Source organism: Novilysobacter selenitireducens (assembly GCF_020026895.1).
GTDB classification, from domain to species: Bacteria; Pseudomonadota; Gammaproteobacteria; order Xanthomonadales; family Xanthomonadaceae; genus Lysobacter_C; species Lysobacter_C selenitireducens.
The window spans coordinates 185264-202440 of the sequence record NZ_JAINZW010000006.1 but is presented as its reverse complement, the minus strand read 5'-3'; the positions used below and the strand labels follow the sequence as shown (position 1 = coordinate 202440).

The 17177-nt window shown below is 66.2% G+C and carries 15 protein-coding genes; 13 read left to right on the top strand and 2 right to left on the bottom strand.

Translation table 11 applies throughout. The features are described 5' to 3' along the window. Window positions 1-403: 403 nt before the first annotated feature. The 8 genes from dnaE to K6753_RS12985 all read left to right on the top strand — a co-directional run bounded on the left by dnaE (window position 404) and on the right by K6753_RS12985 (window position 8816). On the top strand, window positions 404-3931 hold the full coding sequence (gene dnaE, locus K6753_RS13020; RefSeq protein WP_425492126.1) for a DNA polymerase III subunit alpha: 3528 nt from the start codon (window positions 404-406) through the stop codon (window positions 3929-3931). A 186-nt stretch (window positions 3932-4117) separates the two neighbouring features. Continuing rightward, window positions 4118-4696 carry a hypothetical protein gene (locus K6753_RS13015; RefSeq protein WP_223676888.1) on the top strand — a complete coding sequence of 193 codons (579 nt, stop codon included), beginning with the start codon at window positions 4118-4120 and terminating at the stop codon, window positions 4694-4696. Continuing rightward, window positions 4696-5607, top strand: a complete 912-nt coding sequence (locus tag K6753_RS13010) for a Kiwa anti-phage protein KwaB-like domain-containing protein (protein WP_223676887.1) — start codon at window positions 4696-4698, stop codon at window positions 5605-5607. The genes K6753_RS13015 and K6753_RS13010 overlap by 1 nt, the downstream gene beginning before the upstream one ends. A 189-nt stretch (window positions 5608-5796) precedes the next feature. Beyond that, window positions 5797-6174, top strand: a complete 378-nt coding sequence (locus K6753_RS13005; protein WP_223676886.1) for a DUF6559 family protein — start codon at window positions 5797-5799, stop codon at window positions 6172-6174. 109 nt (window positions 6175-6283) lie between these two features. Further along, window positions 6284-6718, top strand: coding sequence for a cupin domain-containing protein (locus tag K6753_RS13000; RefSeq protein WP_223676885.1), 435 nt, complete (start codon window positions 6284-6286; stop codon window positions 6716-6718). 121 nt (window positions 6719-6839) lie between these two features. Next, window positions 6840-7805: a DUF5996 family protein gene (locus K6753_RS12995; protein ID WP_223676884.1), complete on the top strand. Its 966-nt coding sequence runs from the start codon at window positions 6840-6842 to the stop codon at window positions 7803-7805. Between the two features lie 29 nt (window positions 7806-7834). Continuing rightward, the gene (locus K6753_RS12990; RefSeq protein ID WP_223676883.1) at window positions 7835-8302 is read left to right on the top strand and encodes an AAC(3)-I family aminoglycoside N-acetyltransferase; all 468 of its coding nucleotides are present in this window, start codon (window positions 7835-7837) and stop codon (window positions 8300-8302) included. Window positions 8303-8360: 58 nt separating this feature from the next. After that, a complete protein-coding gene (locus K6753_RS12985) occupies window positions 8361-8816 on the top strand; it encodes a hypothetical protein (RefSeq protein WP_223676882.1) in 456 nt (151 codons plus the stop codon). Window positions 8817-8874: 58 nt separating this feature from the next. On the opposite strand, the gene K6753_RS12980 is transcribed toward K6753_RS12985, so the two are convergent. After that, complete coding sequence (locus K6753_RS12980; RefSeq protein ID WP_223676881.1) at window positions 8875-9780, bottom strand: DUF2785 domain-containing protein; 906 nt, start codon at window positions 9778-9780, stop codon at window positions 8875-8877. 110 nt (window positions 9781-9890) lie between these two features. Here K6753_RS12980 and K6753_RS12975 point away from each other — a divergent pair, with 110 nt between their 5' ends. From K6753_RS12975 to K6753_RS12960, 4 genes are all read left to right on the top strand, one after another. Further along, window positions 9891-10733: an SGNH/GDSL hydrolase family protein gene (locus K6753_RS12975; protein ID WP_223676880.1), complete on the top strand. Its 843-nt coding sequence runs from the start codon at window positions 9891-9893 to the stop codon at window positions 10731-10733. Further along, window positions 10730-11239, top strand: coding sequence for a GNAT family N-acetyltransferase (locus K6753_RS12970; protein ID WP_223676879.1), 510 nt, complete (start codon window positions 10730-10732; stop codon window positions 11237-11239). Before K6753_RS12975 ends, K6753_RS12970 begins: the two co-directional genes overlap by 4 nt. A gap of 158 nt (window positions 11240-11397) precedes the next feature. Further along, window positions 11398-11919, top strand: a complete 522-nt coding sequence (locus K6753_RS12965) for a hypothetical protein (protein ID WP_223676878.1) — start codon at window positions 11398-11400, stop codon at window positions 11917-11919. Between the two features lie 103 nt (window positions 11920-12022). Further along, complete coding sequence (locus K6753_RS12960) at window positions 12023-13768, top strand: YadA-like family protein (protein ID WP_223676877.1); 1746 nt, start codon at window positions 12023-12025, stop codon at window positions 13766-13768. Between the two features lie 368 nt (window positions 13769-14136). On the opposite strand, the gene K6753_RS12955 is transcribed toward K6753_RS12960, so the two are convergent. Then, window positions 14137-14697, bottom strand: coding sequence for an outer membrane beta-barrel protein (locus K6753_RS12955; RefSeq protein WP_223676876.1), 561 nt, complete (start codon window positions 14695-14697; stop codon window positions 14137-14139). Window positions 14698-14979: 282 nt separating this feature from the next. Between K6753_RS12955 and K6753_RS12950 the strand changes: the two genes are divergently transcribed. Beyond that, window positions 14980-17121 (top strand): putative bifunctional diguanylate cyclase/phosphodiesterase, encoded by a 2142-nt coding sequence (locus tag K6753_RS12950; RefSeq protein WP_223676875.1) that lies wholly within the window; start codon window positions 14980-14982, stop codon window positions 17119-17121. The last annotated feature ends 56 nt before the right edge of the window (window positions 17122-17177 follow it).

Genomic DNA, 17177 nt, shown 5'->3' with positions numbered 1-17177 from the left:
GGTGCGGCTTCAGCCGCGATCCGCTCCCCGCCCGCCCGCGCCGCCACAACTCGCACCGCCCCCCCATCCTCTTTGTAGGAGCGACGTAAGTCGCGACCGCGTAACTCCGGCCACCCACGCATCGCGACTCACGTCGCTCCCAAAACGGAATCGGGAGCGCGCCGGACACGGGTCGTGCGCGCACCGAGGGCGATTCGATCGCGGCTGAAGCCGCTCATACAACGGCCCGCACAGGCCGAACCGCGGCCGGCAACCGCGGCCCAACCCCCCACCCCACAGCCATCCCCCACCCCGCCCACCTGTCAAGCCTTGTACCCCCCGACCGGGCTGCTAACCTGCCCGCTCGCACGCCGTCTGCCGCCGTCCCGGGCCCGGCATCGGCCGGCCGCATCGCAAGGCAGGCATGTCCGCACCCTTCGTACACCTCCACCTGCACAGCGAGTTCTCGCTCGCCGACTCCACCATCCGCGTCGGCGAGCTGGTCAAGCGCTGCGTGGCCCTCGGCCAGCCGGCCGTGGCGCTGACGGACATCAACAACCTGTTCGCGGCGGTGCAGTTCCAGAAGAAGGCCGAGGGCGCCGGCATCAAGCCGATCCTCGGTGCGGACCTGTCGCTGGCCGACGGCAACGAGGCGCCCACCCGCCTGACCGTGCTGTGCCGCAACCACGACGGCTACCTCACCCTGTCGCGCCTGCTCACGCGGATGTGGATGGAAGGCCACCGACACGACGGCGTGATCCTGCGCCCGGAGTGGCTGCGCGAGGACAACGCCGGCCTGTTCGCGCTGGCCGGCGTGCACAGCCTGCCCGGTCGCCTGGCCCAAGGCGGGCGGCACGAGCTGGCCGAGGCCGCCGTCGCCGACTGGCAGAGCGTGTTCGACGACCGCCTGTTCCTGGAGCTGACCCGCACCGGGCGCGAGGGCGAGGACGCCTACAACACGCTCGCCCTGCACCTGTCCGCCAAGCGCGGCCTGCCGGTGGTGGCGACCAACGACACCCGGTTCCTCGACCGCGAAGGCTTCGACGCCCACGAGGCGCGCGTGTGCATTGCGTCGGGCCGCGTGCTGGACGACCCCAAGCGGCCCAAGGACTACACGCCCGAGCAGTACCTGAAGTCGTGCGACGAGATGCGCGCGCTTTTCAGCGACGTGCCCGACGCCATCGACAACGCGCTGGCGCTGGCGACGCGCTGCAATTCCGAGATGAAGCTGGGCACGTACTACCTGCCCGCCTTCCCCGTGCCCGACGACCACACCATTGAGTCGTGGCTGCGCAGCCAGGCGCACGAGGGCCTCGACAAGCGCCTTGAGAAAGCCCCGCTCGCCGAAGGCCACACGCGCGAGGACTACAACGCGCGCCTGGACACCGAGCTGGACGTCATCATCTCGATGGGGTTCCCCGGCTACTTCCTGATCGTCGCGGACTTCATCAACTGGGGTAAGGCGCAGGGCATCCCGGTCGGCCCGGGCCGCGGCTCGGGCGCGGGCTCGCTGGTGGCGTGGGCGCTGGGCATCACCGACCTGGACCCGCTGCCGTACGACCTGCTGTTCGAGCGCTTCCTCAACCCCGAACGCGTGTCGATGCCCGACTTCGACATCGACTTCTGCATGGACCGCCGCGACGAGGTCATCGACTACGTCGCGCGCAAGTACGGCCGCGACCGCGTCAGCCAGATCATCACCTACGGCACCATGGCGGCGAAGGCCGTGGTGCGCGACACCGGCCGCGTGCTCGGCCACCCGTACGGGTTTGTGGACGGCATCGCCAAGCTCATCCCCAACACGCTGGGCATCTGCCTGGACGACGCGCTGGGCGAGTCCGAAGCCGCGCGCAAGAACACCGAGCTGGCCTCCAGCGACCTCATCGCCCGCTACCACAGCGAGGACGACGTCCGCGACCTGCTCGACCTCGCCCGCCAGCTGGAAGACCTCACCCGCAACGCCGGCAAGCACGCCGGCGGCGTGGTCATCGCGCCCAGCCCGCTGAGCGACTTCTGCCCGCTGTTCGCCGAACACGACGGCGAAGGTCGCGGCAAAAGCCCCGTCACCCAGTTCGACAAGGACGACGTCGAAGCCGTCGGCCTGGTGAAGTTCGACTTCCTCGGCCTGCGCACGCTGACGATCATCGACTGGGCGGTAAAGGCCATCAACGTGCGCCGCGCCGCCGCCGGCGAGGCACCGCTCGACATCACCGCGCTGCCGCTGGACGACGTCGCCAGTTACGAACTCTTCGCCCGTGGCGACACCGTCGCGGTGTTCCAGTTCGAATCGCGCGGAATGCGCGAGCTGCTCAAGCGCGCCAAGCCCGACGTCTTCGAGGACATCATCGCGCTGGCCGCCCTCTTCCGCCCCGGTCCGCTGGGCAGCGGGATGGACCGCGAATGGGTGGACCGCAAGCACGGCCACACCGAGGTCAGCTACCCGCACCCGCTGCTGGAGCCGGTGCTGGGCGCGACCTACGGTGTCATCGTCTACCAGGAACAGGTGATGCAGATCGCCCAGGTCCTGGCCGGCTACACGCTGGGCGGCGCGGACATGCTGCGCCGCGCGATGGGCAAGAAGAAGCCCGAGGAGATGGCCAAGGAGCGCGCCAAGTTCGAGGCCGGCTGCGCCGAACGCGGCATCGCGCCCAACGTCGCCACGCCCATCTTCGATTTGATGGAGAAGTTCGCCGAGTACGGCTTCAACAAGTCGCACTCGGCCGCCTACGCGCTGGTCGCCTACCAGACCGCATGGCTCAAAGTTCACTACCCGGCCGAGTTCATGGCCGCGGTGCTGTCCTCGGACATGGACAACACCGACAAGGTCACCGGGTTCCTCGACGAGTGCCGGGTGATGGGCCTGACCGTGCTGCCGCCGGACGTGGACGCCTCGGCGTACATGTTCGAGGCCACGTCACCCGACACCATCCGCTACGGCCTGGGCGCGGTGAAGGGCGTCGGCCGCGGCGCCTGCGAAGCCATCGTCGAAGCGCGCCGTGCGGGGCCGTTCGGTGACCTGCTGGAGTTCTGCAAGCGCGTCGACAGCGGCAAGCTCAACCGCCGCGCACTGGAAGCGCTCACCCAGGCCGGCGCGCTGGACAAGCTGGGGAAGAACCGCGCCAGCCTGATGCTGCAGCTGCCCGAAGTGCTGCGCGCCACCGACCAGCTGGCGCGCGAACGCGCCGCCGGCCAGGTGTCGTTGTTTGGCGGCGGCGAGGCGGCCGCGCCCGCGCTGCACATCGACCTGCCGGAAACCGACGAGTACCCGTTGGGCCAGTTGCTCAATGGCGAGCGCGAAACGCTCGGCCATTACCTCAGCGGCCACCCGTTCGACCCGTACCGCGACGAACTGCACGCCCTCACCGGCCATGACCTGGGCGACCTGGAAAAGATCTGGGCCACCCGCCCCGACAGCGCGCGCGGCGGCTGGCGCCCGGAAGTGGAAACCGTCGTCGCCGGCCAGGTGGTCGCCCTGCGCAAGAAGGGCGACAGCCAGATGTTCGTGCAGATCGAGGACGGCCGCGGTCGTCTGGAATGCGCCTTCTTCGGCGAGACGTATGGCGAATTCGCCGCCCTGCTCAGCCGCGACCGCCTGCTGGTCATCCAGGGCGGCCTGCGCGAAGACGCCTTCAGCGGCGGCTTCGCGCTGAAGGCCAACCGCTGCTGGGACTACAGCCAGATCTGCGCGCAGCACGCCAAGCGGCTGTCGCTGCGGTTGGATTTGCGCGTGCCGGGGATCTGGGATCGGGTGGATGCGTTGCTGTCGAAACACCGACCGGGGGGGACGCCGATCCGGTTGGACCTGCTGCGCAATGGCGCGGCGGGTATGCTCGACCTCAATGGCACCAGTTCCGTGCGGGTGGATGCGGAATTGATGGGGACGTTGCGGGCGGTGCCGGGGGTTAAGGCGGTTAAGTTGGCTTTGGGGCGGCCTTGGGCCCTAGGCAACTGAGAAGGTGCGTGGGTTACTTAGCGAAGTGACGTAAGACGCCCAAGACTTCTTTGACAAAGTCTCATCCAATCCATCACTAGCTCTGCACCTACCGTTTCAGGCTTCTATACAGAATTCTCAAGTTATGAGACACGAAGAAGTCTTACTGATTGATAGGCCACGGGTGGCCGCTGCGGGAGCACACAAATGCAGTTTCGTTTGATCCCCGCCCTGCTCTTATTCTTGGGATCTTATTTCCCATTAGCACTAATCTTGGCTCTACAGGATGTGACTGAGGAGTCATGGCAGGCGGGCCTTTGCGTATCGATTAAATCATGCGTTTTACCAGAGTTTAGTCATCCGGCCCTTTCTTTGCTGGCCGTATTAATTTCTGGCGCGTGCCTAATGTCAACCTTGATAGTGATTGAAACCCTGCGTTACAAGTACCCTGTGGATGTAATAGAAGCCAAGCCAATCCCGAGCGAACTTATTAGCTACAGCTTTCCATACATTATTTCATTCATGGGCGTCGATTACGCCTCAATCGGCAAAGTTGCGGGGCTTACCACCTTTCTTATATGGCTTTTTCTAATAACATATCGCGCCGGGCAAATCATTATGAACCCTATTCTATTGATTTTCGGCTGGAGCCTGTACGAGGCTAAGGTTAAAATCAATGGACACGATAGGATTACGAGGGTGTTGAGCAAGACGCATCTGGCGCCGGGTAGATACAGGTGCCAAGAAGTGCAGGGGAGTTACCTTACCAAGGGGGAGCTTGACTGATGACGGACTTTGCAGATTGGCGAAAATTTGATTACGACAACGCAACTATCCAGTTATGGGTGTTCAAGAAAAGCAGCACATCTGCAAAATTTAGAGCGTGGCACGTTAGAACTGACAGCGATATCGAAGATCTTTTTAGGTCAGCGATTAAAAATGAAACATCTCGCATAACTGAGCACGCCCCCTATTCGCCACTTTCTCAGCCCAACGAAAGTAGCTGCCTCGTCCACCCCCTGGAGAGTAGCGAAGGCCTGATAGCTCTGCTAGATAAGGTCGACTCTCCTGAAGCCGAAAGTTCTGACGCCGAGTTGAAGCATCTCAAGGGGGCCACAGGATATCTTGTCAAATTCCAGAGCGGGGGCAATACGGTCTATGGAATCAGAAAGACCGCCCCCTCGTGGCGCCCCACTATTCGCAAGTCCCTAATCAATGCTGTTTTTAAGAACGGCGAGTTGTCCGCTACGCCGGATGAGTCATTTTCCTTTGACCAACATTTCGACTTCTACTGCCTAAATGAAACAATTCTTGTTTCGTCCAAGAGAGCTTATGAAAGTACAATGTCGGACAAGAAGGCATACGAAAGAAGTTTCCAAAATCTGACGCTTGATCCGCAGTTTTCAGATCTTTTCAGCGACATTGCACCGCTCAAGGCTTATGTTGGAACAAATGCAATGCAGTTGCGAAGGATCACGGTTATCCAACAGAAAGGTCTCTATCTGCGGCCCAACTTTTCATCAAGGCTAAACACGGTCAGTTCAGCGCGAAATTGGGGTTTGAACTTCGACTCCAACAACAAATTGGTCGTGTGCGAGCAGACGGCTCGAACGATTATGCAAGTCCTTCTCGACCACCGCTTGCTGAGTGAAATTACAGATACCACTTACGATGTTCCCGACGCAGAAGCTGTGTGAACAAAAAAGAAGCGAAAAAATGGGGTTTGAGATAGCTAATTTATTATTAAGAGACAAAACATGGGTCAGGGTCGACTTTTCGCAGTGGCCGACCGAACGGGGTCAGGTTTAAGAACAGGGGTCAGAGTTGACTTTTCGCGGTGGCCGACCGAACGAGGGTCAGGTTCCCTTACATAGAAAGGAATCAACATGAGTGCAGTTGCGCAGCCCGCCCCTTGCGCTATTAGTCCGGCGGACAAGAAGGCACAGGCAAAGCGCGTTGGCGATGACTTGGTCCGCCACTACGGCAAGCGGAAGTTCTATACGGTCGAGCAAGTCAGGGAAGCCAACCGGCGCAAAGCCATCGGCATCGACGTGGCGTGCTGGTCACATGCGATGTTCAACTCGCACTCGGACTTCGACCGGTTGCACGCAGCCGCAGGGGACGCATGCGACTACGTTGCAATGAAGTCCCAGATGCTCCGTGCGGTAGCAACAGTGGAGTCCGGCAGTTGGTTTGACTGGGACCTGTCCTGGCTTGAGTTCCCGGACCTGGACATCTCGATTTTCGACTTCTTCGATCTGTAGGGAGGCTGGGGGCCAGACTGCACTTTCTTGTGCGGTAGTGAGAAGGATGACTCACTTCTCCCAGGTTTCTTCCGTTGTCAGGTGCCACACCCACTTTCCGGAGGCGTGAATGAGATTCCTGGCGATATTCCTGCTGGCCTCTCCAATGGCATCGGCACACGATCAGCCTCTCGCTAACGGTGACGCAGGTTCCAGCGACTACGTCGTCAAGCTGCATGAGATGCAGGCTATTGAGGCGGGCCAAGGGGAGCGGATTCACCTGCTGCGAGGCCGTGAGCACGGCTTCGAAAGCCTGTCTTTCATCCTCACGGAAACGGCACCCGGTGGAGGGCCGCCGCTGCACACCCATGAGAGTGAAGAGGCACACGTCCTGACGTCGGGAACCATGTCGTATGTGATTGGTGAGCAGACCTTCACTGTGTCCGCGCCGTACATACTCCGGGTGCCAGCAAATACGCCGCACACCTTCATCAATGCGGGCACCACTCCGCTCTCGCTCACGGCCGTCTTCGGCAGCGCTGACCAGAAACAGGGGTCAGAGTGAAAAACAGGGGTCAGAGTGCCCTTTCACGCGAATGAGAGGGAAAGCCCCACGCTGGCCCCGGTTTTGTAGCGGCCCCGGTTCTGTAGCACCCTGACGGCTCGTGGACGGAAGGAGCAGGCGAATGAACGAGTCCAACGCGCCGTGGCCCGAACTGCCGCCCCTCGACGACTGGGTCGACACGTTTGCAACCGTGCACATGTGGACGCAGATCGTCGGCAAGATCCGGCTTGCGCTGTCGCCTTGGCAGAACCACTCGTGGGGTTCCACGCTTTACGTCACTGCGAGCGGTCTGGCGACATCGCCCATTCCGGCCGGCGACGGCAGCTTCGATATCGAGTTCGACTTCGTGCACCACGCATTGCGGATCCGGACGTCCGACGGACGCAAGCGTGACCTCGCGCTGTCGTCGATGCCGGTGGCGGACTTCCATCGCGATGTGATGGCGTCACTGGCGGAACTGGATATTGCGGTCTCGATCTACACGCGGCCGGTGGAAGTCGTCGAGGCCATTCCCTTCGAGCACGATCGCACGCACGCCAGCTACGATGCCGATGTCGTCAATCGCGTCTGGCGCGCGTTCCTGCAGGCCGATCGCGTCTTCAAGATTTTTCGCGCGCGGTTCCTCGGCAAGTCGAGTCCCTCGCACTTTTTCTGGGGCGCCTTCGATCTCGCGGTCACGCGCTTCTCGGGGCGCGGTGCACCGATGCATCCAGGCGGCGCGCCGAACTGCGCGGATTGGGTGATGCGGGAAGCGTATTCGCATGAACTCGCCAGCGCCGGCTTCTGGCCGGGCGCGGGGCTTGGCGAGGCCGCGTTCTACGCCTATGCCTGGCCCGAACCGGCCGGCTACCGCGACCGGGACGTGCAGCCGGCCGCTGCGTATTTCTCGGACGCCTTGCAGGAATTCGTCCTGCCGTATGACGCCGTGCGCAGCGCTGGCGATCCGGACGGCACATTGCTCGCTTTCCTGCAGTCCACCTACGAGAGCGCGGCGGATCTCGCGCACTGGGACCGCACCTCGCTGGAGCGCGACGGCAGTGAATTCGAAAGGAGAAACCAGTCGTCGGCCGCCCTCTCGCAGAATTGAAAGTGAACCTGCCCCGGACCTCCTGACCGATGACCACGTACGCGATCAGGCAACTCACGGCCCACGACCTGCGCCTGATGGACGCCCTGCTGGCGATGTTCGGCGAAGCCTTCGACGACCTGGACACCTATGTCGGCAAGCGCCCCACTCCCGCGTACCAGCGGCGGCTTCTGGGCAACGACCACTTCATCGCGCTCGCGGCCGTGACGGGCGACGAGGTGGTGGGTGGACTGGTCGCCTACGAACTCCCCAAGTTCGAGCAGGAGCGCAGCGAGATCTACATCTACGACCTCGCCGTCGCAGGGGCGCACCGACGCCAGGGCATCGCCACCGCGCTGATCCAGGCATTGCAGGCCGAGGCGCAGCGACGCGGGGCGTGGGTGATCTACGTGCAGGCCGACACCGGGCCCGAAGACGCGGCAGCCATCGCGTTGTACTCCCGGCTCGGCATCCGCGAGGACGTCCTGCATTTCGACATTGCGGTGCCTACGGGCTGAAACAGTGCCAGAGTCGACTTCTCGCAATAGTCGTCATCATTTCAACAGGGGGGATTACATGTTTCGAACGAAAGCAATCGCGCCACTTCTTCTGCCGCTGCTGGCGGCCTTGAGCGCGCCGACGTACGCCGGGCCCTACGCTGACGATCTTTCGAAGTGCCTTGTTTCCTCCACTACGGAAGCCGACAAGGCCCAGCTCATCAAGTGGATGTTCTCCGCCATATCCCTCAACAAGGACGTGGCCCAGTTCGTTGAGATGCCGGACGAGGTCCGGTCGGAAGTCAACCGGGATACGGCAGGGATCTACATGCGCTTGCTCACCGAGTCATGCAGGTCGCAGACCCACGAGGCTTACAAGTACGAAGGCGAAGCGGCCGTCCACTCTGCGTTTGAACTTCTGGGCCAAGTTGCCTCACAGGGAATGTTCGCGGACCCTGCCGTTGCTGCAGGATTGGAAGGCCTGACGGATCATTTCGACGAGGAGAAGCTGGGCGCGGTCCTGCAGGGCGAGTAAGGCCAGTAAAAGGAGCTGCAGAGCCGACTTTCCGCCATGAAATGACCAGCCGCCACCTTCAGGGCATTGCGCGCAGCACGGCTGCGGTGCCGGGCAGCAGGGCTTTGACGGCCGCATCGTCCGAAAGGCTGGCCGACACGTGCAGCGCCGACAGGAACGCCCGCAGGTTGTGGCGGCGCGCCAGCCAGTCGGCGTCCTGCCAGGCCAGGGCCGCGTCCCTGAGGGAGGCCGAGGCCGACAGCGCCTCCAGCCAGGCCTGCCACCCGGCCTCGTCATTCAGGCCGGCGCGTGCCAGCAGCAGCACGGGCATGGCCAGGCGTTCGGGTTCGCCGAAGACGTAGGCGTGCTGCGCCGGCACCACCTGCCGAGCCACCGCGTCGAGGATGCGCTGGCGCTGGGCCGGGTCCAGCGCCGGGTTGAGGCTGAGCTGCATCAGCCAGTCCGCGCCGTGCGCGACGCCGTGGCGCCAGCCGTCGCCCGCCTGGAAGCCGCGGTAGTCGTCGACCCCCTCCAGGTACGCCGCGGCGCGCTGGACCATGGCGGCCCGCTCGTCCGCGGTCATCCACGGCGCGACGCGGTCCGTGCGCGCCACTTCGGCCAGCACCAGTGCCGCGAACGGCCGGCCGAACCCTTGCGGATCGGGCGCGTCCATGCGGTCGTAAAGGTCGGCGCGCAGCGCTCGGAGCGCATCGGTGGAGAACCGGCCGCCGCGCATCCACACCGACAGCCCGGTGTAGGCAATGCCGTCGCGCAGGGCGGGGTCGGCGTCGTCCAAGCAGGCCACTAGGGCGCGGCCGAGTGCCTCGGTCTGCGCAGGCGGCAGCGTGCCGAAGCCGGCGGCCTGCAGCTGCTGCAGCGATGACCGGGTCCAACCGTCGGGTGGGCACGCCGGCGCGGCGGCGGTGTCGGGGGCGGCCCCCATCAGGAGCAGGGCCGTCAGGGCCACGGCGGTGCGCATCGACATGTCGGCCGGTCTCCATGCCGCGGCCGGGCCGGGCGGTTCGCAGGGCGGGGCGCCAGCATAAAGGCCGCCGCCGATCACTACACTCGACCCTCCAGCCCGGGGAGCTGCCGATGCCGCACCGATCCATGGTCCTGTTGAGCGCCGCCCTGCTCGGCCTGGCGACAGCCGGCGGGGTGCATGCCGCCGATGGGCGCACGGGCACGACCCCTGCGGCCGACGCGGGCGCGACCGTCGATCAACGCCCTGCCCGTGTGCTGTTCGTCGGCAACAGCCATACCGCCACCCACAGCCTGCCGGAGATCGTAGTCGCGCTGGCGCGGCGGCAGGGGGTCGCGATGGAGGTCGAGATGCTGACCGAGCCCGGCCATTCGCTGGGCGACCACCTGGCCGGCGGCCGCCTACAGGCGGCCTTGCAGCGGGCCGACTGGGACTGGGTGGTGCTGCAGCAGGGGCCGTCGTCGCGCCCGGAAAGCCGCGTGGACCTGCGCCGCAGCGTGACCGCCATCGCCGAGGCGCTGCACGGGCGCCGTGCGCGCATCGCCCTGATGTCGGTATGGCCCCACCGCCGGGACCGCGCGTCGTCACTGGCCGCGGAAGAGAGCTACCGGCAGGCCGCGGCCGCCATCGACGCCTGCGTGTTGCCCGTGGCCACCGCATGGCGCCTGGCCGGGTCGGCCGACGGCGCGCCCCGGCTGTACCAGCGCGACCAGTTGCATGCCACCCGGGCCGGCACGGTGCTGGCCGCTCTCACCGTTGGCCTGGGCGTGATCGGGCCGGACCGCGCTGCTCCCCCGCCGGCGACTGGTGACGCGACGCGGCCCGACGCCATCAACGAACTGCAGGTGCTGCGCGAGTTCGCAGCACGCGCCCACCGCGACGAGCCGCGGCGGTGCGAGGCGGCGACCACCGGGCCGTCCACGGCCTCAGCGATCGACAAGGACACCCTGCGATGAAGTCTTCACCTGTGCCCCACCTGGACCGGAAAGACTGCAACGTGGACATCCGCCCCGGCGACCTCAATGACCCGCGCGTCATCGCCCTGCTGCACGAGCACCTGGCCTCCCTTGCCCCCACCGCCCCGAAGGAAAGCCGGCACGCGCTGGACCTGTCGGGGCTGCGCGGGCCCGACATCCGGTTCTGGTGCGCGTGGGACGGCGAGGCGCTGGCCGGGTTCGGTGCGCTCAAGCGGCTGGAAGCCACCCATGCCGAGGTCAAGTCGATGCGCACCGCGGCGTCGCACCTGCGCCGCGGCGTGGCGGCACGGCTGCTGGCGCACATGATCGACACCACGGCACGCGACGGCATCACGCGGCTCAGCCTGGAAACCGGATCGATGGCATTCTTCGCGCCCGCACACCAGCTGTACGCGTCCTTCGGTTTCGTCCCCTGCCCGCCCTTTGGCGACTACAGGGCCGACCCCAACAGCGTGTTCCTGACCCGCACGGTGGACCGTCCGTAGGATGGGTGGAGCGCAGCGATACCCATGGCTTAGCGCGTCACACGCTTCGGGTGTTGGAGGAAGGCGGGCCACTCCACTCTGACCCCGGTTTGCCTTTATCCTTTGGGAACCCGCCTCCGGCGGGTCGGCCGCAAGGCCTTTCCAGGGGGATCATCCGAATGCCAGACCGCTGCCTTCCCGGCCGCGCGCGTCGTACTGTGCTCGCCGCATTCCTTTCCGCATTCGCCGCCCTGCCGGCCGCGGTCCTGGCGGCCGACGTCGCGCCCGGCACCTACATGCTCGAGGGCGGCAGTTGCATGATCGACATCCGTACCAGTGGCAACGGTATCGAGATCGTCGAACCCAACAAGGTCTCGCCGTACGCGCGTTTCAACGACGACGAGTTCCACTTCTACAGCCCCAACCCCTCGACCAACTACGGCATTCGCTACATCGACGACCGCACGATCCCGGCGTTCAAGCCCGACGTGCCGGGCAACGCGGGCTCGCGCCTGGTGCTCGTCGGCGACACCGGTGCCGCCCCCGTCGCGGAGAACGGCGACAGCGCCCGCTGGGACGCGCTCGCGCAGCAGTACGCGGCGCTGATCGAGAGCGATCCGGACAACGTCCAGTCCTGGAGCGCCTGCGCAGGCGTGGCGATTAAGGACGCGGTGTCCACCGCCCCCCAAGCCGACGCCTAGGCGGCGCATATGACATCCATGTTGCAGCTGATCACACCGGCCGGCGCGGGTTCGCCCTGCCCGGAAACCATGTTGTTCTGACCTACGTCTTGGAGACTCCCGAATGAACTTGATCCAGTCTTCGACGCGCTCCACGCGTCGCGTCGTTCCGTCCGCCCTTGCGTTCGCAATCGCGCTGGTGCTCCTGCCGGCGCCGCCGCTGCACGCCGGCGAAATCTGCGTAGTGGACGACGGGACCGGCGCGGACACGGGCACGGGTAACAGCGCGGTGCCCGTCAACGCGTTGGCCTGCGGCACCGACAACACCGCGTCCGGCACGCAGAGCACTGCGGTGGGCAACAACAACACCGCGTCGGGCTTCAACAGCACCGCCGTGGGCAGCGTCAACAACGCGACTGGCAACGCCAGTGTCGCGGTGGGCGTGGGCAATACGGCCTCCGGCTCCAGCGGCGTGGCGATCGGCAATTCCAACCAGGCGTCCGGCATGAACTCGGTAACCCTGGGCAGCAACAACGTCGCGTCGGCGTCGTTCGCCATCGCCCTAGGCGTGAACAACTCGGCGCTGTTCGAAGGCGCCACCGCGATGGGCTTCGTCAACACAGTGCAGAGCACCTACGCCACGGCGCTGGGCAGCGTCGGGCAGGTACTGTCGAACACCTCGACGGGGTCGTCGTACTCGATCGCGATCGGTGGCGGGAACAACCTGGCCACTGGCGCCCGCGTCGGTACTTCCGCGGGGTCGGGTTCACAGGCGGCGATCGCGATCGGCCGTTCGGCGGTGGTCGAGGACGGCTCCAACAATTCGATTGCGATGGGGACGGGCGCGACGGTGCAGGCTGGCGTGACGGATGCCGTGGCACTGGGCTCGGGCTCGGTGGCCACCGAGGACGGCACGTTCTCCATCGGCTCCAGCGGCGGCGAGCGCCGGCTGGTCAATCTGGCCGACGGCATCGCCGACACGGATGCGGTGAACGTCGGCCAGCTGTATTCGACCGCCAGTTCGTTGATGGCGTCCTTCGGCGGCGGCGCGTCGTTCGCGGGCGGCATCTTCACGGCGCCGACGTACGTGATCCAAGGCGCGGACTACAACGACGTCGGCAGCGCCTTCGCTGCCGTCGACACGGCACTTAACGGCCTGCAGGACCAGATCGACACGATCGAGCTGACGCCCGGACCCCAGGGCCCCGAGGGCCCGCAGGGTCCGGAAGGCCCGCAAGGCCCGCAAGGCCCGGAGGGTCCGGAGGGTCCGGAAGGTCCGGAAGGACCGCAGGGTCCGGAAGGCCCGGAAGGTCCGGAAGGTCCGCAAGGTCCCCCGGGCGAGGACGGTGCCGGTGCCGGTGCCGGCGTCGAGTTGGAGGACGAGGATGGCGACGGCGTTGCGGACCAGGTGATCCTCGGCGGTGCCGAGGCCGGAACCGGGAACGGCGTGCGCGTCTCCAACGTGGCCGAGGGTCAAGATGCCGACGACGCGGTGAACCTCCGCCAGATGAACGAGGGCGACGCCAACACGCTGGCGGCCGCGCGCGACTACACCGACGCGCGCTTCGACACCCTGTCCCAGCAGTGGGACAACTTTCGCGACGACGTCTGGGACCGCCTCGACGAGACCGACCGCCGCATCAACCGCAACGGCGCGATGAACACTGCGATGGTGCAGATGGGCATCAACGCGGCGGGCGGCCGTACCGAGCGCGGGCGCGTGGCCGTGGGCATCGGCCTCCAGGAAGGCGAGAAGGCGTTCGCCATCGGCTACGGCAAGGCGATCGGCGACCGCGCCTCCTTCAGCATCGGCGCGTCCTTCAGTGGCGACGAGCGCTCCGCCGGCGTCGGCTTCGGCCTCGATCTGTAGCCAGGGCGCAGCACGCGGATCCAGTCGTCGGAAGCGACTGGATCCGCGCCATCCAGTTCCCGCGGAACCCCGCTCACCTCTCTGCCTGCCAGGCTGCGCGCGCGTGATCAGCAACGACCTCGACTTCAGCCCGTACCGCCACGAACTACACGCGCGCCGGCGCACCCAGGTGCGTGGTTTTCCTGCAGCCGGCCGCCTATTGGCCGAAAACTACAACAGGGTTGAAAACAGGGAACAGAGTGAACTTTCTCGCTTGCAATTGAGATGGATAAGTTCGGTCTCGGCTGCGCGGGCACGTCGCACTACTCGGACAAAGAGAAAAGGGCCGCCTTTCGGGCGGCCCTTTTCTGTTCACGCGTGTGCTGGAATCAGAAGCGGACTTCGGCGCCCAGCGTCAGCAGGTCGACGTCCACTTCCAGCCCGTCGCCGTCCGCCTGCAGGCGGTCGTAGTTCAGGCTCAGGCCGAAGCGCTCGCTGAAGTCGTAACCGGCATTGACGCCGAAGTACGGCTTGGCCGAGCTGGCCTCGGCTTCCTCGACGTCGCCGTCGACATCGAACGTGGCCACACCACGCGAAATGCCGGCGCGGCCGCCGATGAAGAAGCCCTGGTGGGCGCCGCCAAAGTTCTTCTTGCCCACCACGCCGACGCCCGCGCCGTGCAGACGCAGCGTGTAGTTGTCGAAGCCGTCATTGAACGAGGTCTTGTAGGCGTGGGTGTAGAAACCCTCGACCGCGAAGTTCGGATTGAACCAGTAGCCGCCGCGCACGCCCCAGCTGGTGTCGTCGTCGCTGGCGCTGCCGCCGTCGACGCTGAAGTCCACGTCGCTGCGGCCCACTTCGCCGCGGATGAAGCCATTGCCCTGCGCCAGCACCGGCGCGGACAGGCCTGCCAGCACCAGGCCCACGGCCACGATCAGATTCTTCTTCATTGTTTTGCTTCCCTGTAATGGCCAAAAAAATCCCCGGCCTTAGCCGGGGGCGCGGGAATGTTAAGGCCATGTGACACTTTTGTGAATGCCACGGATGGGAGGCCGTCTCCACTCCCAGCCCTCCCCATTCAAGTTCATCCCGCTCCCGCCGACACCGTAGGTAGCCAGGGACCGGCGCGGCATGTCGCGCCGGGTGTCCGGCGGCGCATCGCCTTTGCACACGGCGCAGTGCGGCGGCCCGCTACGGTTAGGGCGTCGACGGCGCATTCAACGGGCAGGCGCATGCACCATCACTACAACCTCTGGATCGTCGCGCTGTCGCTGGTGGTGGCGTTCCTCGCCGCCTACACCGCCCTGGACATCGCGCTGCGGGTGCGCGATGCCGGCGCGCGCGCATACCGGTTCTGGTTCGTGGGCGGCAGCCTGGCCCTGGGCCTGGGCATCTGGTCGATGCACTTCATCGGGATGCTGGCGCACGTCACGCCCACGCCGCTGGGCTATGACATACCGCTGACGCTGTGGTCGATCGTGCCCGCTGTCGGCGCCGCATCGGTCGCGATCTGGCTGGTGCGGCTGGGCATCGGCGAGCGCGGGGTGATCGTCATGGGCGGGGTGGTCATGGCCACCGGCATCGTGGCGATGCACTACACCGGCATGTCGGCGCTGCGGATGTCGCCTGCACTGACTTACGACCCGATGCTGGTGGCCGCGTCGTGCGGTATCGCGCTGGCCGCGGCCATGGCTGGGCTGTGGCTGGCCATGCGGCTGGCCCCGGGCGACCGCTGGCTTTCGGTCAAGAAGCTGGCGGGCATGCTGGGGCTGGGCCTGGCGATCAGCGGCATGCATTACACGGGCATGGCCGCGGCGGACTTCGCGCCGGGCAGCGTCAGCCTGGCGCTGCAGGGCGGCCTGGACGGGTCGACGATGGCGGTGGCTGTGGGCGTGGGCAGCCTGGGCGTGCTGACGGTGACGCTGCTGATTGCGCTGTTCGACGCGCGCCTGGCGAACGAGCACGCCACCGCCCGCGTGCACCTGGAGGCGGAGGTGGAGCGCCGGCAGTCGCGCGAAGTGCAGCTGGAGCACCTGGCGCTGCACGATGGCCTGACGGGCATCGCCAACCGCGCCAACTTCGTGGAGCAACTGGCGCTGGCAGTGCGCCGGGCGCGCCGGCGTGGCGCGATGTTCGGCGTGCTGGCCGTCGACCTGGACGGGTTCAAGGAGATCAACGACGGCTTCGGCCACGCCACCGGCGACGCCCTGCTGTGCGATGTCGCACGCCGCCTGCAGGCCGGCGCCCGCGTCGAGGACACGGTGGCGCGCCTGGGCGGCGACGAATTCAGCGTGCTGGCGACCGAGGTGGCATCGCCGGCCGACCTCGCCCTGCTGGCGCAACGGCTGATCGAAAGCCTGGAGACGACCGCCGTGGGCGTGACCGGGCTGCCGGCGGCGGGCAGCGTCGGCATCGCCATCTACCCGCAGGACGGCGACGACGTGGACGACCTGCTGCGCTCGGCCGACTTCGCCCTGTACCACGCCAAGAGCGCGGGCAAGGGGCGCTACCACTTCTTCGACAGCCAACTGGAAAGCCGGGTACGCACGCGCCAGCGGCGGCTGGACGAGCTCCGGGTCGCACTGCGCGATGACCAGTTGCTGCTGCACTACCAGCCGCAGGTGGACACCGCGACCGGCCGCGCGGTCGGCGTCGAGGCGCTGGCCCGCTGGCAGCACCCGGTGGACGGGCTGCTGCCGCCAGCGGCCTTTATTCCGCTGGCCGAAGAAGCGGGGCTGATGCCGGCGGTGGACGCATGGGTGATCCGCCGCGCGTGCCGTGAGGCCGCGGACTGGGCGACGCAGGGCGTGGCGCTGACGCTGGCGTTGAACGTGTCGGCGCAGAGCGTCACGCCGGCCCTGGTGGCCACCACCATCGAGGCGCTGCGCGAAAGCGGCCTGCCGCCACGGCTGCTGGAGTTCGAGCTGACGGAAACCGCGCTGCTCCACGCCGAGGACACCGGCGTTGTGGACGTGCTTCAGCAGCTGGCGGCCCTGGGCGTACGCCTGTCCATCGACGACTTCGGTACCGGGTACGGGTCGCTGCTGTATTTGCGATCGCTGCCGATCGCCGCGATCAAGATCGACCGCCGCTTCGTGCAGGCGGCGCCGGGCACGGCGCAGGACGCGGCCATCGTGAAATCCCTGCTCGACCTGGGCCGCACGCTGGAACTGCGCGTGGTGGCCGAAGGCGTGGAAACCGCCGAACAACTGGCACTGCTGCGCGAGCTGGGCTGCGAGACGGCGCAGGGCTACTTCTTCAGCCCGCCGGTGCCGGGCGCGGAGGCGGTGCGGCATGGGCGGGTGGAGGGTGAGAGCGCGGCGGGGTTGCTGCCGGACGCCGCCGCGGCGGACGCCGACCGTCTGGCGGGCTAGCGATACCGACCACGCCCGCTTGATGGCCCCGGGCGTAGGGTCTGGCGTCGGCTTCA